This window comes from Micromonospora sp. NPDC048894, from assembly GCF_040649765.1.
Lineage (GTDB): Bacteria > Actinomycetota > Actinomycetes > Mycobacteriales > Micromonosporaceae > Micromonospora > Micromonospora antibiotica.
In genome coordinates this window covers 18443-39854 of sequence record NZ_JBEZFY010000020.1, presented here as the reverse complement: position 1 = coordinate 39854, position 21412 = coordinate 18443, and the positions used below count along the sequence as shown (strand labels likewise).

Sequence of the window (21412 nt, the reverse complement as noted above, 5' to 3'; positions counted from 1 at the left end):
CTCCCGATGCCTGTGAAGGTGGTGATCCACAGATGTCCACGGACACACCCACGCCCGCCCCGGCCGAGTCGGCGGCGGAGCGTTATCTGGCCGTACAACGGTCGGACGAGTTCGTCGGGTTGCGCCGCGCGCTGCGCAGCTTCGTCTTCCCGATGACCGTCGCGTTCTTCCTGTGGTACGCGCTCTACGTGATCCTCTCCGCCTACGCGCGGGACTTCATGGGCACGAAGCTCTTCGGCAGCAACATCAACGTGGCGCTGATCTTCGGGCTGCTCCAGTTCGTCTCGACGTTCCTCATCGCCTGGCTCTACTCGCGGTACGCCGACCGCAAGCTCGACCCGACCGCCGACCGCATCCGCGCCGAGATCGGGGAGGTGACCCATGAACACGGTCCTCGCGGTTGAGGCGGGTGGCGGCACCGCCCGCAACCTGACCATCACGCTGTTCCTGGTCTTCGTGGCGGTGACCCTGGCGATCACGATCTGGGCCAGTCGGCAGACCAAGACGGCCACCGACTTCTATGCCGGCGGCCGGTCGTTCTCCGGTTTCCAGAACGGCATGGCGATCGGCGGCGACTACATGTCGGCCGCGTCGTTCCTCGGCATCGCCGGCATCATCGCGCTGTACGGCTACGACGGCTTCCTCTACTCGATCGGCTTCCTGGTCGCCTGGCTGGTGGCGTTGCTGCTGGTGGCGGAGCTGCTGCGCAACTCGGGCCGCTACACGATGGCCGACGTGCTGGCGTTCCGGATGCGTCAGCGCCCGGTGCGTACGGCGGCGGCGGTCTCCACCATCACGGTGTCGATCTTCTATCTGCTGGCCCAGATGGTCGGGGCGGGCGCTTTGGTCGCGCTGCTGCTGGGGATCAAGCCGGGCACCACGTTCCTCGGCATGGACGCCGACACCGCCAAGATCGCCACCATCATCATGGTCGGCGCCCTGATGATCATCTATGTGACCGTGGGTGGCATGAAGGGCACCACCTACGTCCAGATCGTCAAGGCGTTCCTGCTGATGACCGGCGCGCTGGTGATGACCGTGCTGGTGCTGGCCAAGTACAACTTCAACCTGTCGGCGCTGCTCGGTGACGCCGCCGCCACGTCGGGCAAGGGCAGCGCGTTCCTCGAACCCGGGCTCCGCTACGGCGTCGAGGTGGCCGGCAACTCGACGCAGACCTTCTACAACAAGATGGATCTGCTGTCGCTGGGCATCGCCCTGGTGCTCGGCACCGCCGGCCTGCCGCACATCCTGATCCGCTTCTACACGGTGCCGACCGCCAAGGCGGCCCGCAAGAGCGTGCTCTGGGCGATCGGCATCATCGGCACCTTCTATCTGTTGACGCTGGCGCTGGGCTTCGGCGCGGCGGCGCTGGTCGGCGGCAAGGCGATCGTCGCGCAGGACAAGGCCGGCAACACGGCCGCGCCGCAGCTCGCCGAGGAGTTGGGCAAGACCTTCCTCGGCGGCAACCTGGGCGGGGCGACCCTGTTGGCGATCATCGCGGCGGTCGCGTTCGCCACCATCCTGGCGGTGGTCGCCGGCCTGACCCTGGCCTCGTCGTCCAGCCTGGCGCACGACTTCTACGCCAACGTGATCAAGAAGGGGCAGACCTCCGAACGCCAGGAGGTCCGGGTGGCCCGGATCTCGGCCCTGGTCATCGGCGCGGTCTCGATCGCCCTGTCGATCTTCGCGCAGAGCCTCAACGTGGCCTTCCTGGTGGCGTTGGCGTTCGCGGTGGCCGCCTCGGGCAACCTGCCGGCGATCCTCTACAGCCTGTTCTGGAAGCGGTTCAACACCTCGGGCGCGGTCTGGGCGATCTACGGCGGCCTGATCTCGGCCGTGTTCCTGGTGTTCTTCTCGCCGGTCGTCTCCGGCGCACCGACCTCGATGTTCCCGGAGCACGACTGGCAGTGGTTCCCGCTGTCGAACCCGGGGCTGCTGTCCATCCCGTTCGGGTTCCTCTGCGGCTGGATCGGCACGGTCATCTCCAAGGAGCACGACGAGGACAAGTACGCCGAGTTGGAGGTGCGTGCCCTCACCGGCGCGGGTGCGCACTGAGCAACCGGCACCACGAGGCCCCCGCCGCGAGCGATCGCGGCGGGGGCCTCCGCCGTCGCCCGGGGCCCGCCGACCCCGACGGCCGCGTCGTGGCAGGCCCCGAGGCAGAGACGGGCAGGGTACGGGGCACGGGCGTCACCCAGGTCGAAATGACCTGCGGCGGTCGCGCTGAGTAGGCTGACCGCCATGAAGGTTGCCCAGCGGTTCGGTAGCGGTCACCGCGTCCTCGTCACCGGCGGTGCCGGGTTCGTCCCGTCGCACCTGGTGGACGCCCTGATCGAGCGCGGGTGCACGGTCGTCGCGCTGGACAACTTCGTCACCGGCTCCAAGGACAACGTCGCGCACCTGGCGGAGCACCCACGGTTCACCCTGGTCGAGGCGGACATCTCCGAGGGTCTGCCCAGCCACCACCCGGCCCTGGCCCAGCGGTTCGACGCGATCCTGCACATGGCCTCCCCGGCCAGCCCGACGGACTTCGCGAAGCTGCCGGTGGAGATCCTCCGGGTCGGCTCGGTGGGCACCCTGCACCTGCTCGACCGCGCGGTCACCGACGACGCCCGGTTCCTGATGGCCTCCACCTCCGAGGCGTACGGGGACCCGAAGGAGCACCCGCAGCGGGAGACCTACTGGGGCAACGTCAACCCGATCGGGGTGCGCAGCGTCTACGACGAGGCGAAGCGGTTCTCCGAGGCGGCCACGATGGCGTACCACCGCAGTCGGGGGCTGGACGCGGCGATCGTCCGGATCTTCAACACGTACGGCCCCCGGATGCGGCCGGACGACGGCCGGGCCATCCCGACGTTCATCTCCCAGGCGTTGCGTGGCGAGCCGATCACCGTGCACGGCACGGGTGAGCAGACCCGGTCGATCTGTTACGTCGACGATCTGGTGCGCGGCATCCTGCTGCTGCTCGACTCGACGCAGACCGGCCCGATCAACTGCGGCACCGAACACGAGCTGACCATGCGGCAACTCGCCGAGACGATCGCGTCACTCTCCGGCAGTACGTCACAGGTGACCTACGTCACTCGCAGCTCGGACGATCCGGAGATGCGCCGCCCCGACCTGACCCTCGCCCGGGACCTGCTGGGATACCAGCCGCAGGTGTCGCCCGACGAGGGCCTGCGACGCACCATCGACCATTTCCGCAGCCGGCTAGGGTAGCTCTCCCACGCCACGCGGGGCGCTCGGGAGGCTTCACATTCAGCGAACGCTCGACCCGCCTACGTACGCTGAAACGCATGTCAGCGACCTCGTCAGCCGGCGCCTCGCTCCCGTACCTGCACCGCAGCGCGGGCCGTGCCTCGGTGCCCGGCTCCGACCGGGGCGCCACCGGGCGCACCCGCCAGTCCGACGCGCAGTGGTACCCCTCGCACCAGGAGAGTCAGCCCCGGTCGGGCGGGCCGGGTGGCCCCGGCACACCCTCGGGGCCGGGCGGGCCGGGGAACTACGGCCGGCGTGGGCCGCGCCCGCGCTGGGGGCGGATGGCCCTGGTGGCCGGCGTGACGGTGCTGGTGGTGGCGCTGCTCGGCGGGATCGGGGCCTGGTTCTACACCCGTAACCTCAACGAGGACCTGGCCCGCACCGACCCGTTCTCGGAGATCACCGGTGGGCGGCCGGCGAAGGCGGTCGACGGGGCGCTCAACATCCTGCTGGTCGGCACCGACTCGCGGGACCCGGACGCGGCGGTCGACAAGCCGGGCGAGTGGCGGGCGGACACGCTGATCGTCATGCACATCCCGGCCGACCACAAGTCGGCCTACCTGGTCTCCGTCCCGCGTGACCTGTACGTGCCGATCCCCGAGAGCGCGGGCGCGGCCTGCGACTCCGGTCGGCGTGCCAAGATCAACGCTGCCTTCGCCTTCGGTGGCCTGCCGCTGGCGGTACGCACCGTGGAGTGCTTCACCGACGTCCGGATCGACAACGTGATGGCGATCGACTTCGGCGGCTTCAAGGAGGTCACCGACGCGCTCGGCGGGGTCGACCTGAAGGTGGAGCGGAGCATCACCTCGATCCACAAGCCGTACCGGAAGTTCACCAAGGGCACCATGCACATGGACGGCGCGACGGCCCTGGACTGGATCCGCCAGCGCAAGCAGTTCCCCCAGGGCGACTTCGCCCGGATGCGCCACCAGCAGGAGTTCCTGCGGGCGCTGATGGACAAGGCGGCGAGCACGGGCACGCTGACCAACCCCAAGAAGCTGAACGCGTTCCTCCAGTCGGTGACCGCCGCGGTGACCGTCGACAACGACTTCTCCCTCGGCGACATGGCGATCCAGTTCCGCAACCTGCGCGGGGAGAACCTGACCTTCCTCACCAGCCCGAACACCGGCAGCGACACCATCAACGGCGAGTCGGTGGTGGTGTCGGACCGGGAGAAGGCGCTGGCGATGTACAAGGCGATGTCCGCCGACACGATGGCGGACTGGGTGGCCGCCGACAAGAAGGCGGACACGCCGGGCAACGGGAACTGAGCCGGCCCGGCATCCGGGGTCGGCCCGACCCCGGATGTCGGGCAGATTTCGACGAGCGTCATCAGAGGTCTTTACCGAAGGCTTGATCATCAAAAGCCAACAGCCGTCCGGTCTCATCGATTCATCCGTTCGGACAAATCGCGGAGGAAAAGGTCGGGTTGTCTGGGATTTGTGCGTGTGACGACCTCGCCTTGACGGGAAGCGGTACGTAAAGTGGTCCCGCCCCCCGATCACGCGAGCTGGAGCATGCATGCCGGTTCAGACCAGCCCCCGCCCTTCGTCGCTGAACGCCGACCCCTACCGGGCGTCGGCCGCCGTCCCGTCACCGGGCGGTCGCGGCGGTCGGCCCTCCGGCACGGCCCGCAAGCGCACCCGGCGCAAGGACCCGCTCTGGGCGCGGCTGACCGTCATCTTCGGCGCGGTGCTGATGGTGACCAGCGGCATCGCGATCGTCGGCAGCAAGGCGCTGATCAGCCAGGCCACCGGCAACATCGCCCAGCGCAACCTGCTCGGCGGGGCGGGGAAGACCGAGGCGGAGGGCGGCGCCAACCTGGACGGCCCGATCGACATGCTGCTGCTCGGCGTGGACGCCCGGGAGCGCTGGGCCGCCGACGACGTCCGGTCGGACAGCATCATCGTGCTGCACATCCCGGCCAGCCACGACCAGGCGTACCTGATCTCGATCCCCCGCGACACCGAGGCACAGATCCCCGCGTTCAAGAAGAGCGGGTTCAAGGGCGGCACCGACAAGATCAACGCGGCGTTCCAGGCCGGCGCGCGCAACGGCGGCGGCTGGGAGGGCGGCGCGCAGCTGATGGCCCAGACCATCAAGAACATGACCGGAGTCAGCTTCGACGGTGCCGCGATCATCAACTTCGGTGGCTTCAAGAACGTCATCGACACCCTCGGCACGGTGCGCATCTGCGTCAGCCACGAGGTGAAGTCGCACCACATGATGATGGTCGACGGCAAGCAGATGTGGAACGCCGACGCCAAGAAGACCGGCCGGCCGATGACCCCGGTGGTCTACAAGAAGGGCTGCCGGGAGATGAACGGCCTCCAGGCGCTCGACTACTCGCGGCAGCGTTACGGCCTGCCCAACAGCGACTACGACCGCCAGCAGAACCAGCAGCAGCTGATCAAGGCGATGGCCCGCAAGGCCACCGACAAGGGCATGATGACCAACCCGGTCAAGGTCAACCAGCTGATCAAGGCGGCCGGCAAGGCCTTCATCCTGGACACCGGCGGGGTGCCGGTCGCCGACCTGGTCTTCACCATGCGCGGGGTCACCGCCAACGAGTTGACCATGCTGCGCACCAACGGTGGCACGTTCAACGGCAACGCCAACAACCGTGAGGCGCTCAGCCAGCAGACGCTGGACATGTTCCAGGCGATCAAGGAAGACAAGCTGGCCGAGTTCGTCTACGCCAACCCGAGCGTGCTGTCCACCCGGAAGTGACCCGCCGGTAGTCCCGGCGAACCGCCCCGGGGACCCGTGGTCCCACCGTAGCCTGACGTGAGAAGCACTCACGTTTCGGCCACGGGAGGGCGTCACGGCCAGGTCAGCGCGATCCGTTCGGGGGCGGGGCACACCGCCTCCCGCCCGGCGCGGGACACGCTGGTCGCGGATCCTGCTCGGCGTCGGCCTGACCCTGGTGCTGCTCGCCGGGCTCGCCGTCGTCGGGGTACGGCTGCTCGCCCACCGCTACGACCGGACGGTCAGCCGGGAACAACTACTCTCCCCCGACGCCCGGCAGGCCCGCACCGAGCTGGACACCGGGCTGAACTACCTGATCGTCGGCTCCGACCGACGCCCCGGCGCAGCCGGGGCGGACCAGCGGTCGGACACCATCCTGATCGTGCACGTTCCGCCCGGCCTACGGCAGGCGTACCTGATTTCCGTCCCCCGCGACCTGCTGGTCGCGATCCCACCCGACGCCGCCGGCTACGGCGGGGGCCAGGACAAGATCAACGCGGCGTACGAGCACGGCGGTGGCGGCGAGGGCGGCACCCGACTGCTCTCGGCCACCCTGACCCGACTCACCGGCATCCGCTTCGACGGCGCGGCGCTCGTCGACTTCGCCGGCTTCCGCCAGGTCATCGACCTGCTCGGGGGCATCCGGATGTGCGTCGACACCGAGGTCCGGTCGATCCACACCGGGACGAACTTCCCGGTCGGCTGCCAGCAGATGGACGGCGCCAGGGCGCTGGACTACGCCCGGCAACGCTACGACCTCCCGAACGGCGACTACGACCGGCAACGACACCAGCAGCAGATGCTGCGGGCGATGCTGGACCGGGCCGCCCAGTCCCACCTGCGCAGCGACCCCGTGCAACTGGACCGGGTGCTGCGGGCGGTCGGCAGCTCGCTCACCGTCGACACCAACGGGGTGCCCCTGGACGACCTGGTGTTCGCGCTGCGTTCCCTGCCCGCCGACGCGCTGCACGGGGTGCAGTTGCCGTCCTACCCGCAGACCATCGACGGCATCTCCTACGTGGTGCTGGACCAGGGCGGCGGCGGGCTCTTCGACGCCGTCCGCACCGACCGGCTGCCCGACTGGTCGCGGGCCAACCCGCGCTGGGTCAACCGGCTGTGACCACCACCCCGACCACCGGATCCCGCGCCACCGGGGTCCCGGAAGCCACCGAGGTGCCGGGAGCCGCCACGCCGGCTGCCGACGTGCCGTCGGCGGCACCGAGGATCTAGGCTTGGTGACCGTGTTCGGATCCCAGGTTCCCAGCGTCCCCGTGACCGCGATCGACGACGACACCTACCTGCTCGACGTCCGGGAGGACGACGAGTGGGCGGCGGGCCACGCGCCCGGCGCCCACCATGTGCCGATGATGGAGCTGCCGGCCCGGCTCGCCGAGGTGCCCACCGACCGCGAGGTGGCGGTGATCTGCCGCTCCGGCGGGCGCTCCGCACAGGTGGTCGGCTACCTGCTCGGCAACGGGTGGGAGCAGGTGCGCAACGCCGACGGCGGGATGCGGCAGTGGGTGGCCGTCGGCAAACCGGTGGTCACCGGGGACGGGCAACCCGGCCAGGTCATCTGAGCGACCGAGCATGGGTGATCCACTGGTCTTCGCGCACCGTGGCGCGTCGGCCGACCTCCCCGAACACACCCTGGCGGCCTACCTACGGGCCCTCGACGAGGGTGCCGACGGGTTGGAGTGCGACGTCCGACTGACCCGCGACGGGCACCTGGTCTGCGTACACGACAGGCGGTTGAACCGGACCAGCAACGGTCACGGCCTGGTCAGCGCCCGCACCCTGGCCGAGCTGGAGACGTTGGACTTCGGCTCCTGGCATCCCGGGTGCACACCGGCCGACGGCGACGAGGCGCTGGACGACGCGCACACCCGGCTGCTCACCCTGGACCGGCTGCTGACCGCCGTACGGGACGCGGGCCGCCCGGTCCGGCTGCTGGTGGAGACCAAACACCCGTCCCGCTACCGGGGGGACGTCGAGCGCCGGTTGGTGACCATGCTGCGGCGGCACGGGCTGGCCGAACCGGGCCCCGACGACCCGGTCCAGGTCACCGTGATGTCGTTCTCCCCCCTGGCCGTCCGCCGGGTCCGTGAGCTGGCCCCGGCGCTGCCGACGGTGCTGCTGCTGGAGGTGCTGCCCCGCTGGCTGCCGCTCGGCCGGCTACCGTTCGGGGCCCGGATCGCCGGGCCGGGCATCGGCCTGGTCCGGGCCCGCCCGACGCTGGTGCCCGCGCTGCGGGCCGCCGGCCACCCGGTGTACGTCTGGACGGTCAACGAACCGGCCGACCTGGACCTGGTCCTCGACGCGGGGGTGGACGGCGTGATCACCGACCGGCCCGCCCACACCCTGGCCCGGCTCGGCCGGTGAGGCCCGTCGCCGCCCGACCGGTGAGGCCCGTCGCCGCCCGACCGGCTCGGCCGGTGCGGCCCGTCGCCGCCTCACTGACCCGGCCGGTGCGGCCCGTCGCCCGACCGGCCCGCTCGCGCCCGGGGCGTCCCAGCGGCGGGTCGGCCCCCGCCCGGGGATGTCCGACGGGCGGTGCACCGGGCACACTCGGGGCATGCCGGAGCGCACCGATCTCGCCGACCTCATCACCGACCACGGCGCGGTGATCGAGATGATCAACTCGGGAGAGGCCGGGTTGCCGGTGCTCACCGCGCTGCTGCGGGCAGCCCGACCCGCGCTCGGCGCGGCCTGCGTGGCCTTCGTCGAGTTCGCCCCGACCGGGGGACGGGTGATCGCCGCCAGCGGCTGCGCCGAGTGGACCATCGGCCGCCCGTTGCCCGCCTCCGACCCGGCCACCGTCTGTCTGCTCACCGGTCCCCGGGTCCGGCAGACCCGGCTGGACCACCTCGACGGTCCGCTCGCCGGAGAGCTGGCCGAGCGGGGCCTGCGCCGCATGATCGTCGCCCGCGCCGAACTCAACGGCCTGACCGTCGGCAGCCTGCACGCCCTCTACGCCGACGGCGAGGACTCCGAGGACCGGGTCCAGCACGCCACCCTCGGCTACCTCGCCTCCTGCATCGCCCACATGTACGGCGACCAGAGCGGCCTGCCGGTGCACGGCGACGGCCCGGTCGTGGCGGCGCTCGCCGACGGTCTGGCCGTGGTCGACCGGGACGGCCGGGTCCGGCTCTGGAACCCCGCCGCCGCCCAGGTCACCGGCCGCAGCGCCGGTGAGGCGCTGAACCGCCCACTGCCGTTCCCGCTCCCCCCGACCGGCCAGGTGCTCGACCACCAACTTCCCGACGGGCGGTGGCTGCGGATCACCTCCGGCGAGCTGGTCGACCCGGGCACGTTGCGGGTGGTCACCTTCCGCGACATCACCGACCAGCAGCGCCGGGACTCCGACCGGGACCTCTTCGTCGCGGTCACCAGCCACGAGCTGCGTACCCCGGTCACCGTCATCAAGGGGTACGCGGACACCCTCACCGACCACTGGGAGTCGCTGACCGACCACGACCGGCGGCAGGCGGCCCGGGTGATCGGTCAACGGGCCAACGAACTGGCCCGGCTGGTCGACCGGCTGCTCGCCTCAGCCACCGACGTACGCCCCGGCGACGAGCCGGCCGTGCCGTTCGACCTCGGCGGGGCGTTGCGCGCGGCGGTGCTGGACCTCCCCGGTGACCTGCGCCGCCGCCTGCTCCTGCACGTCCCCGTCGACCTGCCCAAGGCGCTCGGGGACCGGCACAGCCTCACCACCGTGCTGACCGAGCTGTGCACCAACGCGGGCAAGTGGTCACCTCCGGACGCCGTGATCGAGGTGTTCGCGGCCGCCGACGGGCAGACCGTGTCGTTCCGGGTGACCGACCGGGGGGTGGGCATCCGGCCGGAGCACGTGGAACGCGCCTTCGACCGGTTCTGGCAGGGCGAGTCCGGCGACCGGCGGGGTTATCCCGGGGCCGGGTTGGGTCTCTATCTCGTCCGCCGGATCGTTGAACAGCAGAATGGATGGGTATCCCTACGTCCACGAGATGGTGGCGGTACCGTCGCAGAGGTGCGGCTGCCGCGCGGGTGAGCCGTCGGTGGACCCGGGGTGGTCCACCCCGCCAGCAGGCACGGGTCGAGAAGGAGCCGGGGTGTCGACGGGACGGGTCGAGCGTTCGTGGTGTGTGGTGGTTCCCCACCACGCCACCGGCGCGCGGCTGGCCCGGCACCGGCTCGCCGACGAGTTGGCCGGCCTGGTGCCCCCGCCGCTCCTCGCCGACCTGGTGGCGGTCCTGGCCGAACTGGTCGGCAACGCGGTCCGGCACGCCGACCCGCTGCCCGGCGGGGTGGTCCGGGTCGCCTGGCGGCTGCGGCCCACGTCGACCGGTCCGGGTCTGTCCGTCCGGGTGACCGACGGCGGCGCCGGCGTGGGGCCCCGGATGCGGGCCGCCGGCACGGACGCGGTCGACGGCCGGGGCCTGCACATCGTCGCCGGCCTGGCCAGTCGGTGGGGGGTCGACCGGGACGGTCTGGGGCAGAGCGTCTGGGCCGAGTTCGACCCGGCCGACTGCCGCCCGGATCTGATCGCCGCCGGCTGACCCGTCACCGCCGTCGGCCGCCGGCCGAGCCGCGGTCCGCCTGTCCCTCCACCAGCCGGGTCGGGATCGGCGACGTCGGCGACGTCGGCGGCACCGGCGACCCGGCAGGCGCGGGGCGGGTCCTGCCCCCACCGCCGCCGATCGGGCTCTAGGCTGTCTCGCCGTGAGCAAGCGTCGAAAGAACCAGCGCGCCGAGGCCGCCCCCCGCCGGGAGAAGATCCGGGACGTGTTCGTCCCCCGTCCGTTCGAAGGGCTGGTGGACGAACCGGAGTGGATCGCCCTGCGCGAACTCGTACCGGCCGCCTCGGCACCGCTGCGACTCACCCCGGACCTCGTCGAGGAGCACGGCGACCGCCCGGTCACCCTGGCGACCGTGCTGCCGATGGCCGCCCCGGCGATGACCAAGCCGGACGGTCGGGTGTTCATCGGTCTCCAGCGCCACCAGCAGTCCGGTGACGTCTCCCGGGACCTGGCCGACGCGCTGCTCTGCGCGTTGCGTACCGAGCCGGGTGGGGCGGTGACGGTGCCGCCGTTGCCGGGCCCCGGCCCCCGGCTCCAGGACATCCTGGTCGACGGCACGCTGGACATCACGATGCACGAGGGTTTCGAGTTCTGGCTCGATCCCGGCGCCGCCGACGACCCGACCGTGCAGGCGTCCCTGGAGCGGGCGAACGCCGCGATCTATCCGACCGTGAAGCTGGCCGCCGCCCGGGCCGCCTACTGGTGTCAGGTGCCGGAGAAGGCCCACGTGCGCTGGGTGCTCGGCGACGACGAGGACGCCGCGTTGGACGCGCTCTCCCGGCTCTCCGCCGCCGGTGCCCTCCCCCTGGGCGAGGGCACGAAGTTCGCCGGCATGTTCCGGGCGCACGGCCGGCTCGCGCCGGTCTGGGACCTGCCGGAGGACGTTCCGGCCGCCGAGTGGGAGGAGCCGGTCGCCGCGTTCGCCAAGCGGTACGCCGACGCGCTGGCCGAGAAGGAGCCGTTGGACGCCGCCGGTCGCCGGGCCCGCCAGGGCCTGCTCGGCCGCCAGCTCACCCTCCGCTGAGCCACCCCCACCGGTCCGGGGCGACGACGCCGGGGGAGGCGGACAGCGGGTCAGCCGGCGGGCGGTCGCAGTGGCTCGCGGACCAGCGGACAGGACATGCAGCGCGGGCCGCCCCGGCCGGAGCCCAGCTCCGAACCGGCGATCGGGATGACCTCGATGCCGGCGCGCTCCAACTGGGCGTTGGTCTCCACGTTGCGTTCGTAGCCGACACAGAGCCGGGGGGCCAGCGCGAGGGTGTTGTTGCCGTCGTCCCACTGCTCGCGTTCGGCGGTCACCGGGTCCAGGCCGGTGTCGATCACCCGGAGCTGGTCGAGGTCCATCGCGTCGGCCGCCGCGCGTAGGAACGGCGCGGGGCCGTCGACCCGGGGCTCGCCGTCCGGGCCGGCGATCACCGTGTACGCCGACAGCGTGCTGGCCACGTTGGGGTACATCAGCACCGTGTCGACGTCGACCATGGTGCAGACGGTGTCGAGGTGCATGGTGGCCCGTTCCTGGGCGATCGGCACCACCAGCATGGTGTGCGCCAGGCCGGCGGCGAAGACCTGCCGGGCCAGCCGCTCGGCACCGGCGGGGGTGGTTCGCTCGCCCACCCCCACGGCGAGCACCCCGGGGGCGAGCAGCAGCACGTCGCCGCCTTCGAGGTGTTCCAGGCCCGGGTGGTAGACGGCCCGGGTGCCGACGAAGCGGGGGTGGTAACGGTAGATCGCGTCGGTCAGGGTGGTCTCCCGGCGGCGGGCCGGCATGGCGAGGCTGGTGACCCCGACCCGGTCGCCGATCCACAGTGACGAGTCGCGGGTGAAGAGCAGGTTGGGCAGCGGGTCGATGACGAACTCGTGCCGGTCCATCATCGTCCAGACCAGACCGCCGGGGCGCTCGGCGCTGATCCGTACCTCCTCGTGGGCGAGCCCGGCGGTGAGCACGTCGGCGAGCGCGGCGGGGTCGAGGTAGGCGAGGTGGTCGGCGACCCGGCGGCGCAGGGTGTCGCCCAGCCGGGGCGAACCGAGCACCTGCTCGGTCAGCTCGGCGCGGGCCTCGGGGACGGCGAGCGTCTCGGCGAGCAGGGTGGCGAGGTAGAGCACCTCCACACCGCGCCCGCGCAGCTCGGCGGCGAAGGCGTCGTGCTCCTCCTGGGCCCGGCCGACCCATGGGATAGCGTCGAAGAGCAACGAGTCGTTGTTGCGGGGGGTGAGGCGGGCAAGTTCCGGACCCGGCCGGTGCAACAGCACCGTGCCGAGTCGACCGACCTCGCTGTCCACGTAGTGGGTCACCTCCGCAGCGTAGGGCAGTGATGAACGATCTTCAGCGGAAGAACAGCGGATGAATATGGCATTCATCCGCACTCATTCCGGCGTTCCAACTTGCCGTACCCCCACAGTGGCGACGTAGGGTAGTGAGACCATAACTTTCGAGGGACCTTTTGCCGGAGGTCGCGATGACTGTCTTTCCCGCTCGTCGAGCCGTACCCACCCGGGCACTGCCGCCCGTGGCGGTGCCGCACCCCCGTCCCGACGGGTCCGCGGCACTCGATCCGGCCCGTCCCACCCCACTGGAGTGGGCGCGTCGACGCCGCGCCGAGCGGGGCGCCCGCCGGCTGGAGGCCGCCGGGGCGCGGGCGCTCGGTCAGCTCGACCACCTGGGCCCCGCCTGGCACGTCATCGAGTGGCCGCGCACCGACGTCTCCGACGTCCTGCGCGACCACGGCCAGGACGAACGCGCCGGGTTCCTCGCCATCGGCCCCAGCGGGCTGTTCGCGGTGAGCATCGCCGACCACGGCCGGGCCCGGGTGCTGGTCGCCGGGGACGTGGTACAGATCAACGGCAAGCGCCCGCCGTACGTGGCCGAGGCCCGCAAGGACGCCAAGCGGGCGAGCAAGGCCCTCACCGCAGCGGTCGGCCTGCCGATCCCGGTGACGCCGGTGCTGACCTTCGTCGGCTCCGGCGTCATCAGCGTCTACGGCCTGCCCAAGGACTGTATGATGGCGACCCACCGGGAGCTCGACCGGCTCCTCGTCGCCGGAGGCAACCGGATCAGCCCGGCCACCGCCGAGAAGCTGTCCCGGGTCGCCCAGGCACCGCAGACCTGGCACAACGGCACCTACCGTCCCACCGGCGACTACCGGTGGTACGACGAGGGCCGAACGGCCGCTGACAAGCCGGCAGGTCGCCGGTAACGTCACCGGCGACGCCCCGCGGCACCGGTCCCCCCGACATCTCCGGTCCGCGCCGTCGCCGGCCGCCCACCAAGGCACCCGATCCACCCACCGGCGGCCGGTGGCTCCCGCGCGGTCGGCGACCGTCATCAAGACCGGCTAGCGTGGACAGTCCGTCGGTGTACCTAGGAGGCGCGGTGGCCCACGTCGAACTCTCGCTCTCGGACGTGTTCGTGCCGGCCGCACGGACGACGCCGACAGGGCCGGGAGGCGACAACGTCGGGCAGTGGTCAGCCACCGTCTCCCACGCCGAGGAGCCCTGCCTCCTGATCGCCGCCGACACCCGGGTGGTCGCCATCTCCGCCGCCGGCTGCGAGCTGCTCTGTCTCGGCGCTCCCGAGGAGGTGGTCGGCCTGCCGCTGCTCGAAGGGGGCCTGCGGCTGCTCGACTTCACCGCCGCCCGCCACGAGCTGCCCGAGCAGGAGACCGACAAGATCCCGCCGTTGCTGGCCCTGCACTCCGGTCGACTCGCCCGGGGGCTGCTGAGGGTGCAACCGGCCGGCGACGACACCACCTACGCCACCGTCGACGCGATCTCCACGCCGATGCTCACCGACGGGTCGGTCGCCGGCTCACTCACCTTCTTCTCCGCGATCTGACCGGCTCCCCCGTCCCGACGCCCCCGCGCGCGACTCCCCCGAGGATCGGCCCGTGCCGCCCTACCCCGCACACCGTCCCCCGTACCACCGGCCGGTCACCGGTCGGATCGTCGTGGCCCTGCTCGCCGTGCTGCCGGCCACCGGCTGCGCCGCACCGCCGCCAGACCCGCCACCGGTCCCCCTCGCCCCACCGACACCCGCCGTCAGCGCGCCGCCGGCAACGTCGCCCGGCATGCCGCCGGTGACCCCCACGCTGCCGGTGATCCCGACACGGCCGTCGACCCCGCCGCAGCCGACCCCCACCGCCGCGACGGTCGCCACGGCCTGCGCCGGCCGGCCCTCCGCCAACTCGGTGATCGGGCTGCTGCGCAGCGACGTGCTGCCGGGCGACGTGTCGGTGCGGGCAGTCGAGGGGCCGCTCTGCGCCGACGGCTGGCACTACACCGTGCTGGCGGTCAGCGGGCACGAGGAGCTCCAGGCGGTCAGCCGGGGGGAGCCGGGGGCGCTGCGGCTGGTCACCGCCGGCACGGACGTCTGCTCGATCGAGGTCAAGGCCGTCGCGCCGTCCGCCATCCGGACGTTGGCCTGCGACGCCGGGACCGGGCTGCCACCGGGTGCGTAGGCTGGGCGACATGCCCGGAACACCGCCGACCCGATACGTCTACCTGGGCCCGGAGGGCACCTTCGCCGAACAGGCGTTGCGTACCGTCCCGGCCGCCGAGCACGGCAGTCGTACGCCCGCCCGCAGTGTCGGCGAGGCACTGGAGAGCGTCCGGGCCGGCGAGGCGGACGCGGCGCTGGTGCCGATGGAGAACTCGATCGGCGGCGCGGTCGGGGTGACGCTGGACGAGCTGGCCGAGGGAGGCCCGCTGGTGATCACCCGGGAGGTGATCCTGTCGGTGGAGTTCGTGCTCGGCGCGCGCCCCGGCACCGAACTCGCCGGGGTGCGCAGCGTGGCCGCCCACCCGCAGGCGTCCACCCAGTGCCGCAACTGGCTACGCGCCCACCTACCCGACGCCACGGTGATCGACGTGCTCTCCAACGGCGCGGCGGCGGCCGGCGCGGCCAACGGCGAGTTCGACGCGGCGATCTGCGCCCCGATCGGGGCGGCCCGGCACCGCTTGACGCTGCTCGCCGACAAGATCGCCGACCACCCGGACGCGGTGACCCGCTTCGCCCTGCTGTCCCGCCCCGGCCCGCCCCCGCCGCCCACCGGCGACGACCTCACCTCGCTGGCCGTCTACATCGCCCACGACCGGGTGGGCGCCCTGCTGTCGGTGCTGATGGAGCTGGCCGTCCGGGGGGTCAACCTGACCCGGATCGAGTCCCGCCCCACCGGTGAGGCGCTCGGTCGGTACGTCTTCTTCCTCGACTGCACCGGTCACGTGGCGGACGCCCGGCTCGGTGAGGCGTTGCAGGGGCTGCGTCGGGTCTGCGCCGAGGTGCGCTTCCTCGGGTCGTACCCCCGGCACCGCTGGACCGACGCGGTGGGTGACCGGCCGGTCCCGGCACCGGCCGGCCTGTCGGACGCCGACTACACCGACGCGGCGGCCTGGCTGGCGCGGCTGCGCTCCGGCGAACTGAGCTGACCCCGCCTGCCGCAGCGCCCGACGGCACGCAGACGGATGGGGGTGGTCCCGGCCGGGACCGCCCCCATCTCGGCGAAGGTCAGCTGAGCAGGCCGCCGAGCAGGCCCTGTTGCTGCTGCTGGCCGCCGCTGCCCTGGACCGGCGGCTCCTCCGACGGCTGGACCACGACGAAGCCCTGGCCGGCGAAGCTCATGGTGAACGCCTCACCGGTGCTGCGGCCGAGCAGGGTGCCCAGGCCGAGCTGCTCGGCGCGGTGGTAGCCGGTCTGGAGGTTGGCCGACCAGCAGACGGCGGCCTGCGGGTCGACGTAGGTGGGGGCGTCGACGTTGAGCACGACCGGGGTGCCCTTGGTGGTGATGGCGATCCGGCCGTGGCCGCTGAACACGCAGTTGAACAGGCCCGACGAGGCCATCCCCGCGCCGCCGACCATCTTGATGTCGTACGACAGGCTGGAGTCGAAGGCCAGCACGCTGGACCCGTTGATCGACAGGGCGTCGCCCGGCTCCAGGTCGATGATGTGCACGTCCTTGGCCAGCTCGGCGAGGAAGACGTCGCCGTGGCCGCTGAGCTTCATCAGCGGCACTCCCTCGCCGGTGAGCCGCTGCTTGATGAACTTGCCGATGCCGCCCGAGCCGAGCGCCTGGAACTGCACCTGCCCCTGGTAGGCGACCATGGACCCGACCCGGGCCATCGCCTCACCGTTGAGTTCGATCTTGAGCATCTTGGAGTTCTGCAGCCGCATGCCGGGCTGGGCGGACTCCTTCTCCAGGTTCTCCGCGGAGAACAGCGCGCTGCGCATTGGGTTTCCTCCTGATTGGGGGTGTGCTCGCCCCACGGTAGGCAGCCCCCGCAACAGCCGCATCGGCCGGGTGGAGCACAAGCCCGGCTCCACGCACCGAACCGGTCACCTGTGCGGAGGTGACCGGCCGGAGCAGGCGGGTGGCGGGCTCAGCCCCAACCCAACGCGTGCAACCGCTCGTCGTCGATGCCGAAGTGGTGGGCGATCTCGTGCACCACCGTCACCGCCACCTCGTCGACCACGTCGTCCTCGGTGGCGCAGATGTGCAGGATCGGCCGACGGTAGATGAAGATCCGGTCGGGCAGCACACCCGAGTAGCTCCAGCCGCGCTCGGTCAGCGCGTGCCCCTCGTAGAGGCCGAGCAGGTTCTCACCGGCGGGCGGGTCGTCCTCGACCAGGATGACCACGTTGCTCATCAACCGGAGCAGCTCCTCGGGCACCTCGTCGAGGGCCTCGCCGACCAGCTCCTCGAAGCGTTCACGGCTCATCTCCACGGGCACCTCACCCATTGTGCCCGACCCGCCGCCCACCCACCGGCCCGATCACCCACGCTCGGACCGCCCACCGGGAGCACCTCGAACCACCGCACCGTGATCTCGCTCGATCCTGGTCACCGGGGCGACGAATCGCCCGGATACCACGACGACCGGGATCGAGGGTGAGCCCCGACCCCACCCCGGGGCGGGGTGGGGCCGGGGCTCGGGGTCAGGAGGCGAGGCGGGCGGTGAGGCTGATCTGCGCGCCGGGGGAGAGCAGCCGGGAGATCGGGCAGCCCTCCTTGGCGGCCTGGGCCAGCTTGGTGAACTGGGCCTCGTCCAGGCCCGGGGCCTGACCGACGGTCTCCAGGTCGATCCGGGTGACGGTCATCCCCGCGTCGGTCTTGTCGAAGTGCACCTTGGCGGTGGTCTCCACCGAGGTGTCGGACAGGCCGGCGTCGGCGAGCTGCTTGGAGAGCGCCATCGAGAAGCAGCCCGCGTGGGCGGCCCCGATCAGCTCCTCGGGATTGGTCCCCTCGCCCTCCTCGAAGCGCGACTTGAAGGAGTAGTTCCCCTCCAGGCCACCCTTGCCGGTGCGGACGGTCCCGGCGCCCTCGGTGAGGTTGCCCTGCCAACGTGCGGATGCGGTACGGATAGGCATACCCGAACGCTAGTCGAACCCGCACCGCACTGCCGACCTTCCGGGGGCGGGCGCTCCCGGCCGGTGGCCCTCCGACGTGGGATGATGCGGGTCAGGCCCGCGACGCGGAAGGTAGCCGATGTCCCAGGATCTCCCCATCCCGAGACAGGACGACCGCTCGGACGACAGCCCCGTGCCGCAGTGGGACGCCCCCGAAGGACCCACCGGCCGGCGATTCGGGCCCTGGCCCACCGCGCTGCGCCGCGACCACCGGCTGCCCCCGGTGCTGACCCTGCTCGGCGCGGTCGCCGCCACGGCGTCGGCGGCCGGGGAATGGCTGGTGATGACCCTCCCGAACGGTGGTCCGGAGGGCAGCGGCACCATCCGGGTGCCCGGTGGGGTCGCCGAGGTGGGCGGCTTCGGCATCGCGTACCTGGTGGGACTGCTACTACTCAGCGCGGCGGTGGCGCTGACCCTGCGGGGGAGCGCGGCGGTCCGGCACGACGCCCGGGTGGCCGGACTGGCCGTGGCGGGTGCCCTGCTGGTCCTGCTCACCGTCACCGCCTTCTCGTTGGACGACTCCGGGCAGCGGGCGGTGTTCTACTCCGCCGAGGACGGGTTCCGGGTGGACTACGGCCGGGGCCTGGTGATGGCCTTCGTGGCCGTCACGCTCGTCGGGGCGGCACTGCTCACGGTCGTCCCGCAGCAGCCGGCCGAACGGCCGGACGGCGACGGCGACGTGGCGGAGCGGACGGGCTTCGGCCCCGGCGGGGACGACCGGCCGGCCGTACCCGCCGACCTGACCGTCACCCCGACGGTCCCGTTCGCCCGTCGCGAACCCGACGCCTGAGCGCCCCACCCACCGCGGCCCACCCCGCCGGTCGCCGGGAGCGGAGCTCGACCAGGGCCCCCGTCGGCCCTGCCACCGGCCACGACCCGCTCCCGCCACCGGCCACGACCCGCTCCCGCCCGGCGCCGGAACCGGCACGCCGGGTGGCGGTCCGGCGGCCATCGGACGTTGCCGCCCGGTTCGCCGGGAAGCCGTGGTGACGACCTTTCCGGCGAGGTACGGTTGCTGCCCGCCGTCACACCGGGTCGGACGACCGGTACGGACGGCGGCGGGCAAGGAGGAACGATGACCCGCCCGGGACTACCGAAACTCATCGCCACCGACCTCGACGGCACGCTGGTGCGCAGCGACGACACCGTCTCGGCGTACACCCACGGGGTGCTCGACCGGGTGCGGGCCGCCGGCATCCCGGTGGTCGGCGCCACCGGCCGGGGCCCCCGGTTGAAGGAACTCACCCGTAACGACATCCGGGCCGCCGACTACCTGGTGATGGCCGGCGGCGGCTGCGTGGTCGACCAGAGCGACCCGGCCGGCCCGGTGGTGCTGCGCGACGAACGGCTCTCTGCCGAGGTGCTGGCCGGTTTGCTGACCGACCTGGAGGCCGCCGTCGGCCCGCTGACCGTCATGGTCGAGGGCTCCGACGAGCACGACGCGCCGCTCTGGGGCGACTACCACCCGGCCTGGCCCTACCCCGAGCGGTTCGAGGCGCGCACCCGGGCGGAATGTCTCGCCCTCGACGTGATCAAGGCGTTCGTCCGGACCGCCGACCACGACGTGGACGAGCTGCTGGCCACCGCCCGCCGGATCGTCCCGCCGCAGGTCGCCACCCTCACCCAGGCCGGTCTCGGCTTCGTCGAGATCACCCCGGCCGGGGTGGACAAGGCCAGCGGGCTGACCGTGGTCGCCGAACGGCTCGGCGTCGACCCGGCCGACGTGCTGGTCTTCGGGGACATGCCCAACGACCTGCCGATGTTCGCCTGGGCCGGCTGGTCCCGGGTGGCCGTGTCGAACGCCCACCCGCTGGTGCGGGCCGCCGCCGACGAGGTGACCCTGCGCAACGACGACGACGGGGTGGCGGTCTACCTGGACCGACTACTCTCCCGGTGATGGGAGAGACACCACGGCTGGTCGCCAGCGACATCGACGGCACCCTGCTCGGCGACGACCGCCGGCTCAGCGCCCGCACCACGGCGGTGCTGGAGCGGATCGCCGCGGCGGGCACGCCGGTCGTGCTGGTCACCGGCCGCCCGATCCGCTGGCTCCAGACGGTGTACGACCAGCTCTCCGCCCCACTGCCGGCGATCTGCGCCAACGGCGCGGTGGTCTACGACCCGGACACCGACCAGGTGCTGCGGGCCGACCCGCTGGCCCCGGAACTGCTCGCCGAGGTGGCCCGGCGGTTGCGGGCGGCGGTGCCGGAGGTCAGCTTCGCGGTGGAGATCGTCGACAGCCGGGAGATGCGGCACGAGGCGCACTACCCGCTGCGCTGGGACGCCGACCACGATGCCATCCGGGCCGTCGAGTCGCCCGAGGAGCTGGCCTCGGTGCCGGCGGTGAAGCTGCTGGCCCGCGCCGGCACCCAGGACCCGGACGCCTTCGTGCAGGTGGTGGCGGGGGCGCTGGAGGGGCTGGCCGAGGCGACCCACTCGTCGTACAGCGGGCTGGTGGAGATCTCCGCCGCCGGGGTGACCAAGGCCGCCGGGCTGGCCTGGTACGCGGCCCGGCTCGGGGTGGCGCAGGCCGACGTGCTCGCCTTCGGTGACATGCCCAACGACGTGCCGATGCTGACCTGGGCGGGGCGGGCGGTGGCGGTGGCCAACGCGCACCCCGCCGTGCTAGAGATCGCCGACGAGGTGACCGGGGCGAACACCGCCGACGGCGTGGCGGCGTACCTGGAGAAGGTCTTCGGGGTGGGCTGAGCGGACCGGGGCGTCACCGCGCGGCGACGCCCCGACGCCCGACCCCGGGCCGGCGGCCCCGACCCGGGGGCGGGCCACCGACCCGGAGGCAGGGCCGAGGGTCAGAGGCCGGCCGGGGCCGGCCGGGGGTCAGAGGTACTGGCCGGTGTTGTGGCCCTCGCCACCGGGCTGCTGCCCCATGCCGGGCATGCCGGGGATCATCGCGCCGGGGCCGCTGGGCAGGGCGGGACGGCCACCGGAACGCATCTGCTCCAACTGCACCCGGGCGGCCATCTGCTGGGCCACCAGGGCGGCCTGGATGCCGTGGAAGAGCCCCTCCAGCCAGCCGACCAGCTGGGCGTGGGCGATCCGCAGCTCACCCTCGCTGGGGGCCTGGTCCTCGGCGAACGGCAGCGAGAGCCGTTCCAGCTCCTCACGCAGCTCGGGGGCGAGGCCGTCCTTCAGCTCGACGATCGACCGAGCGTGGATCTCCCGCATCCGGTGCCGGCTGGCGTCGTCGAGCGGGGCGGCCTTGACCTCCTCCAGCAGCTGTTTGATCATGCTGCCGATCCGCATCACCTTGGCCGGCTGCTCCACCAGGCGGGTCGGGTCCTCGCCGGTCTCGTCGGTCTGCACGGTGCCGACCGGGCGGCCGTCCGGGCCGACCACCACCACGGTGCCCGACTGCCCGTCCGCGCGGCCCGGCTCGTCATCTTGTCCAGTGGAATGCGCTTCGGTCATGGCACCCATCTTTACCCACCCG

At 72.4% G+C, this 21412-nt stretch carries 23 protein-coding genes; 18 read left to right on the top strand and 5 right to left on the bottom strand.

All coding sequences use genetic code 11. The features are described from left to right. The first annotated feature begins 32 nt into the window (after positions 1-32). From AB0C22_RS29380 to AB0C22_RS29330, 11 genes are all read left to right on the top strand, one after another. Complete coding sequence (locus AB0C22_RS29380; protein WP_208565091.1) at positions 33-404, top strand: DUF485 domain-containing protein; 372 nt, start codon at positions 33-35, stop codon at positions 402-404. Further along, the gene (locus tag AB0C22_RS29375; RefSeq protein WP_219465307.1) at positions 382-2055 is read left to right on the top strand and encodes a cation acetate symporter; all 1674 of its coding nucleotides are present in this window, start codon (positions 382-384) and stop codon (positions 2053-2055) included. The genes AB0C22_RS29380 and AB0C22_RS29375 overlap by 23 nt, the downstream gene beginning before the upstream one ends. 186 nt (positions 2056-2241) lie before the next feature. Beyond that, on the top strand, positions 2242-3219 hold the full coding sequence (locus tag AB0C22_RS29370) for an NAD-dependent epimerase/dehydratase family protein (RefSeq protein WP_219465308.1): 978 nt from the start codon (positions 2242-2244) through the stop codon (positions 3217-3219). A gap of 77 nt (positions 3220-3296) precedes the next feature. Then, positions 3297-4529 (top strand): LCP family protein, encoded by a 1233-nt coding sequence (locus AB0C22_RS29365; protein ID WP_219465310.1) that lies wholly within the window; start codon positions 3297-3299, stop codon positions 4527-4529. A 250-nt stretch (positions 4530-4779) separates the two neighbouring features. Next, positions 4780-5988 (top strand): LCP family protein, encoded by a 1209-nt coding sequence (locus AB0C22_RS29360; protein ID WP_208565095.1) that lies wholly within the window; start codon positions 4780-4782, stop codon positions 5986-5988. Between the two features lie 196 nt (positions 5989-6184). Next, positions 6185-7126, top strand: coding sequence for an LCP family protein (locus AB0C22_RS29355; RefSeq protein WP_357538157.1), 942 nt, complete (start codon positions 6185-6187; stop codon positions 7124-7126). A 121-nt stretch (positions 7127-7247) separates the two neighbouring features. After that, complete coding sequence (locus AB0C22_RS29350; RefSeq protein WP_208565789.1) at positions 7248-7583, top strand: rhodanese-like domain-containing protein; 336 nt, start codon at positions 7248-7250, stop codon at positions 7581-7583. Between the two features lie 10 nt (positions 7584-7593). Beyond that, entirely contained in the window at positions 7594-8385 is a 792-nt protein-coding gene (locus AB0C22_RS29345) for a glycerophosphodiester phosphodiesterase family protein (protein ID WP_357538155.1), read from the top strand. Positions 8386-8578: 193 nt separating this feature from the next. Further along, positions 8579-10036, top strand: a complete 1458-nt coding sequence (locus tag AB0C22_RS29340) for an ATP-binding protein (RefSeq protein ID WP_208565098.1) — start codon at positions 8579-8581, stop codon at positions 10034-10036. A 94-nt stretch (positions 10037-10130) separates the two neighbouring features. Then, positions 10131-10544: an ATP-binding protein gene (locus AB0C22_RS29335; RefSeq protein WP_307799007.1), complete on the top strand. Its 414-nt coding sequence runs from the start codon at positions 10131-10133 to the stop codon at positions 10542-10544. Positions 10545-10707: 163 nt separating this feature from the next. Beyond that, positions 10708-11589, top strand: coding sequence for a DUF5926 family protein (locus AB0C22_RS29330; protein ID WP_219465315.1), 882 nt, complete (start codon positions 10708-10710; stop codon positions 11587-11589). 50 nt (positions 11590-11639) lie between these two features. On the opposite strand, the gene AB0C22_RS29325 is transcribed toward AB0C22_RS29330, so the two are convergent. Beyond that, positions 11640-12857 carry an arginine deiminase gene (locus AB0C22_RS29325; RefSeq protein ID WP_208565101.1) on the bottom strand — a complete coding sequence of 406 codons (1218 nt, stop codon included), beginning with the start codon at positions 12855-12857 and terminating at the stop codon, positions 11640-11642. 164 nt (positions 12858-13021) lie between these two features. Here AB0C22_RS29325 and AB0C22_RS29320 point away from each other — a divergent pair, with 164 nt between their 5' ends. The 4 genes from AB0C22_RS29320 to pheA all read left to right on the top strand — a co-directional run bounded on the left by AB0C22_RS29320 (position 13022) and on the right by pheA (position 15986). Then, entirely contained in the window at positions 13022-13759 is a 738-nt protein-coding gene (locus AB0C22_RS29320) for a hypothetical protein (protein WP_219465316.1), read from the top strand. Positions 13760-13935: 176 nt separating this feature from the next. Continuing rightward, positions 13936-14397, top strand: a complete 462-nt coding sequence (locus AB0C22_RS29315) for a hypothetical protein (protein ID WP_208565103.1) — start codon at positions 13936-13938, stop codon at positions 14395-14397. 52 nt (positions 14398-14449) lie between these two features. After that, positions 14450-15019, top strand: coding sequence for a hypothetical protein (locus AB0C22_RS29310; protein WP_357538153.1), 570 nt, complete (start codon positions 14450-14452; stop codon positions 15017-15019). 10 nt (positions 15020-15029) lie between these two features. Further along, a complete protein-coding gene (pheA, locus tag AB0C22_RS29305; protein WP_357538151.1) occupies positions 15030-15986 on the top strand; it encodes a prephenate dehydratase in 957 nt (318 codons plus the stop codon). A 79-nt stretch (positions 15987-16065) separates the two neighbouring features. Here the strand turns inward: pheA and AB0C22_RS29300 are convergent, their stop codons facing one another. From AB0C22_RS29300 to AB0C22_RS29290, 3 genes are all read right to left on the bottom strand, one after another. Next, positions 16066-16785: an AIM24 family protein gene (locus AB0C22_RS29300; RefSeq protein ID WP_208565106.1), complete on the bottom strand. Its 720-nt coding sequence runs from the start codon at positions 16783-16785 to the stop codon at positions 16066-16068. A gap of 149 nt (positions 16786-16934) precedes the next feature. Beyond that, positions 16935-17279: a metallopeptidase family protein gene (locus tag AB0C22_RS29295; protein WP_208565790.1), complete on the bottom strand. Its 345-nt coding sequence runs from the start codon at positions 17277-17279 to the stop codon at positions 16935-16937. Positions 17280-17490: 211 nt separating this feature from the next. After that, on the bottom strand, positions 17491-17922 hold the full coding sequence (locus AB0C22_RS29290) for an OsmC family protein (protein WP_208565107.1): 432 nt from the start codon (positions 17920-17922) through the stop codon (positions 17491-17493). A 118-nt stretch (positions 17923-18040) separates the two neighbouring features. Between AB0C22_RS29290 and AB0C22_RS29285 the strand changes: the two genes are divergently transcribed. From AB0C22_RS29285 to AB0C22_RS29275, 3 genes are all read left to right on the top strand, one after another. Then, positions 18041-18751 (top strand): hypothetical protein, encoded by a 711-nt coding sequence (locus AB0C22_RS29285; protein WP_219465318.1) that lies wholly within the window; start codon positions 18041-18043, stop codon positions 18749-18751. Between the two features lie 285 nt (positions 18752-19036). Beyond that, positions 19037-19858: an HAD family hydrolase gene (locus tag AB0C22_RS29280; RefSeq protein ID WP_208565109.1), complete on the top strand. Its 822-nt coding sequence runs from the start codon at positions 19037-19039 to the stop codon at positions 19856-19858. Beyond that, entirely contained in the window at positions 19858-20670 is an 813-nt protein-coding gene (locus AB0C22_RS29275) for an HAD family hydrolase (protein ID WP_219465319.1), read from the top strand. Before AB0C22_RS29280 ends, AB0C22_RS29275 begins: the two co-directional genes overlap by 1 nt. Before the next feature lie 129 nt (positions 20671-20799). Here the strand turns inward: AB0C22_RS29275 and AB0C22_RS29270 are convergent, their stop codons facing one another. After that, positions 20800-21399: a bacterial proteasome activator family protein gene (locus AB0C22_RS29270; RefSeq protein ID WP_208565111.1), complete on the bottom strand. Its 600-nt coding sequence runs from the start codon at positions 21397-21399 to the stop codon at positions 20800-20802. Positions 21400-21412 lie beyond the last annotated feature (13 nt).

Coding starts and splice junctions, on each gene's coding strand:
- AB0C22_RS29380 (WP_208565091.1), top strand. CDS start 33: ATGTCCACGGACACACCCACGCCCGCCCCGGCCGAGTCGGCGGCGGAG.
- AB0C22_RS29375 (WP_219465307.1), top strand. CDS start 382: ATGAACACGGTCCTCGCGGTTGAGGCGGGTGGCGGCACCGCCCGCAAC.
- AB0C22_RS29370 (WP_219465308.1), top strand. CDS start 2,242: ATGAAGGTTGCCCAGCGGTTCGGTAGCGGTCACCGCGTCCTCGTCACC.
- AB0C22_RS29365 (WP_219465310.1), top strand. CDS start 3,297: ATGTCAGCGACCTCGTCAGCCGGCGCCTCGCTCCCGTACCTGCACCGC.
- AB0C22_RS29360 (WP_208565095.1), top strand. CDS start 4,780: ATGCCGGTTCAGACCAGCCCCCGCCCTTCGTCGCTGAACGCCGACCCC.
- AB0C22_RS29345 (WP_357538155.1), top strand. CDS start 7,594: ATGGGTGATCCACTGGTCTTCGCGCACCGTGGCGCGTCGGCCGACCTC.
- AB0C22_RS29340 (WP_208565098.1), top strand. CDS start 8,579: ATGCCGGAGCGCACCGATCTCGCCGACCTCATCACCGACCACGGCGCG.
- AB0C22_RS29320 (WP_219465316.1), top strand. CDS start 13,022: ATGACTGTCTTTCCCGCTCGTCGAGCCGTACCCACCCGGGCACTGCCG.
- pheA (WP_357538151.1), top strand. CDS start 15,030: ATGCCCGGAACACCGCCGACCCGATACGTCTACCTGGGCCCGGAGGGC.
- AB0C22_RS29300 (WP_208565106.1), bottom strand. CDS start 16,785: ATGCGCAGCGCGCTGTTCTCCGCGGAGAACCTGGAGAAGGAGTCCGCC.
- AB0C22_RS29290 (WP_208565107.1), bottom strand. CDS start 17,922: ATGCCTATCCGTACCGCATCCGCACGTTGGCAGGGCAACCTCACCGAG.
- AB0C22_RS29285 (WP_219465318.1), top strand. CDS start 18,041: ATGTCCCAGGATCTCCCCATCCCGAGACAGGACGACCGCTCGGACGAC.
- AB0C22_RS29280 (WP_208565109.1), top strand. CDS start 19,037: ATGACCCGCCCGGGACTACCGAAACTCATCGCCACCGACCTCGACGGC.
- AB0C22_RS29275 (WP_219465319.1), top strand. CDS start 19,858: ATGGGAGAGACACCACGGCTGGTCGCCAGCGACATCGACGGCACCCTG.
- AB0C22_RS29270 (WP_208565111.1), bottom strand. CDS start 21,399: ATGGGTGCCATGACCGAAGCGCATTCCACTGGACAAGATGACGAGCCG.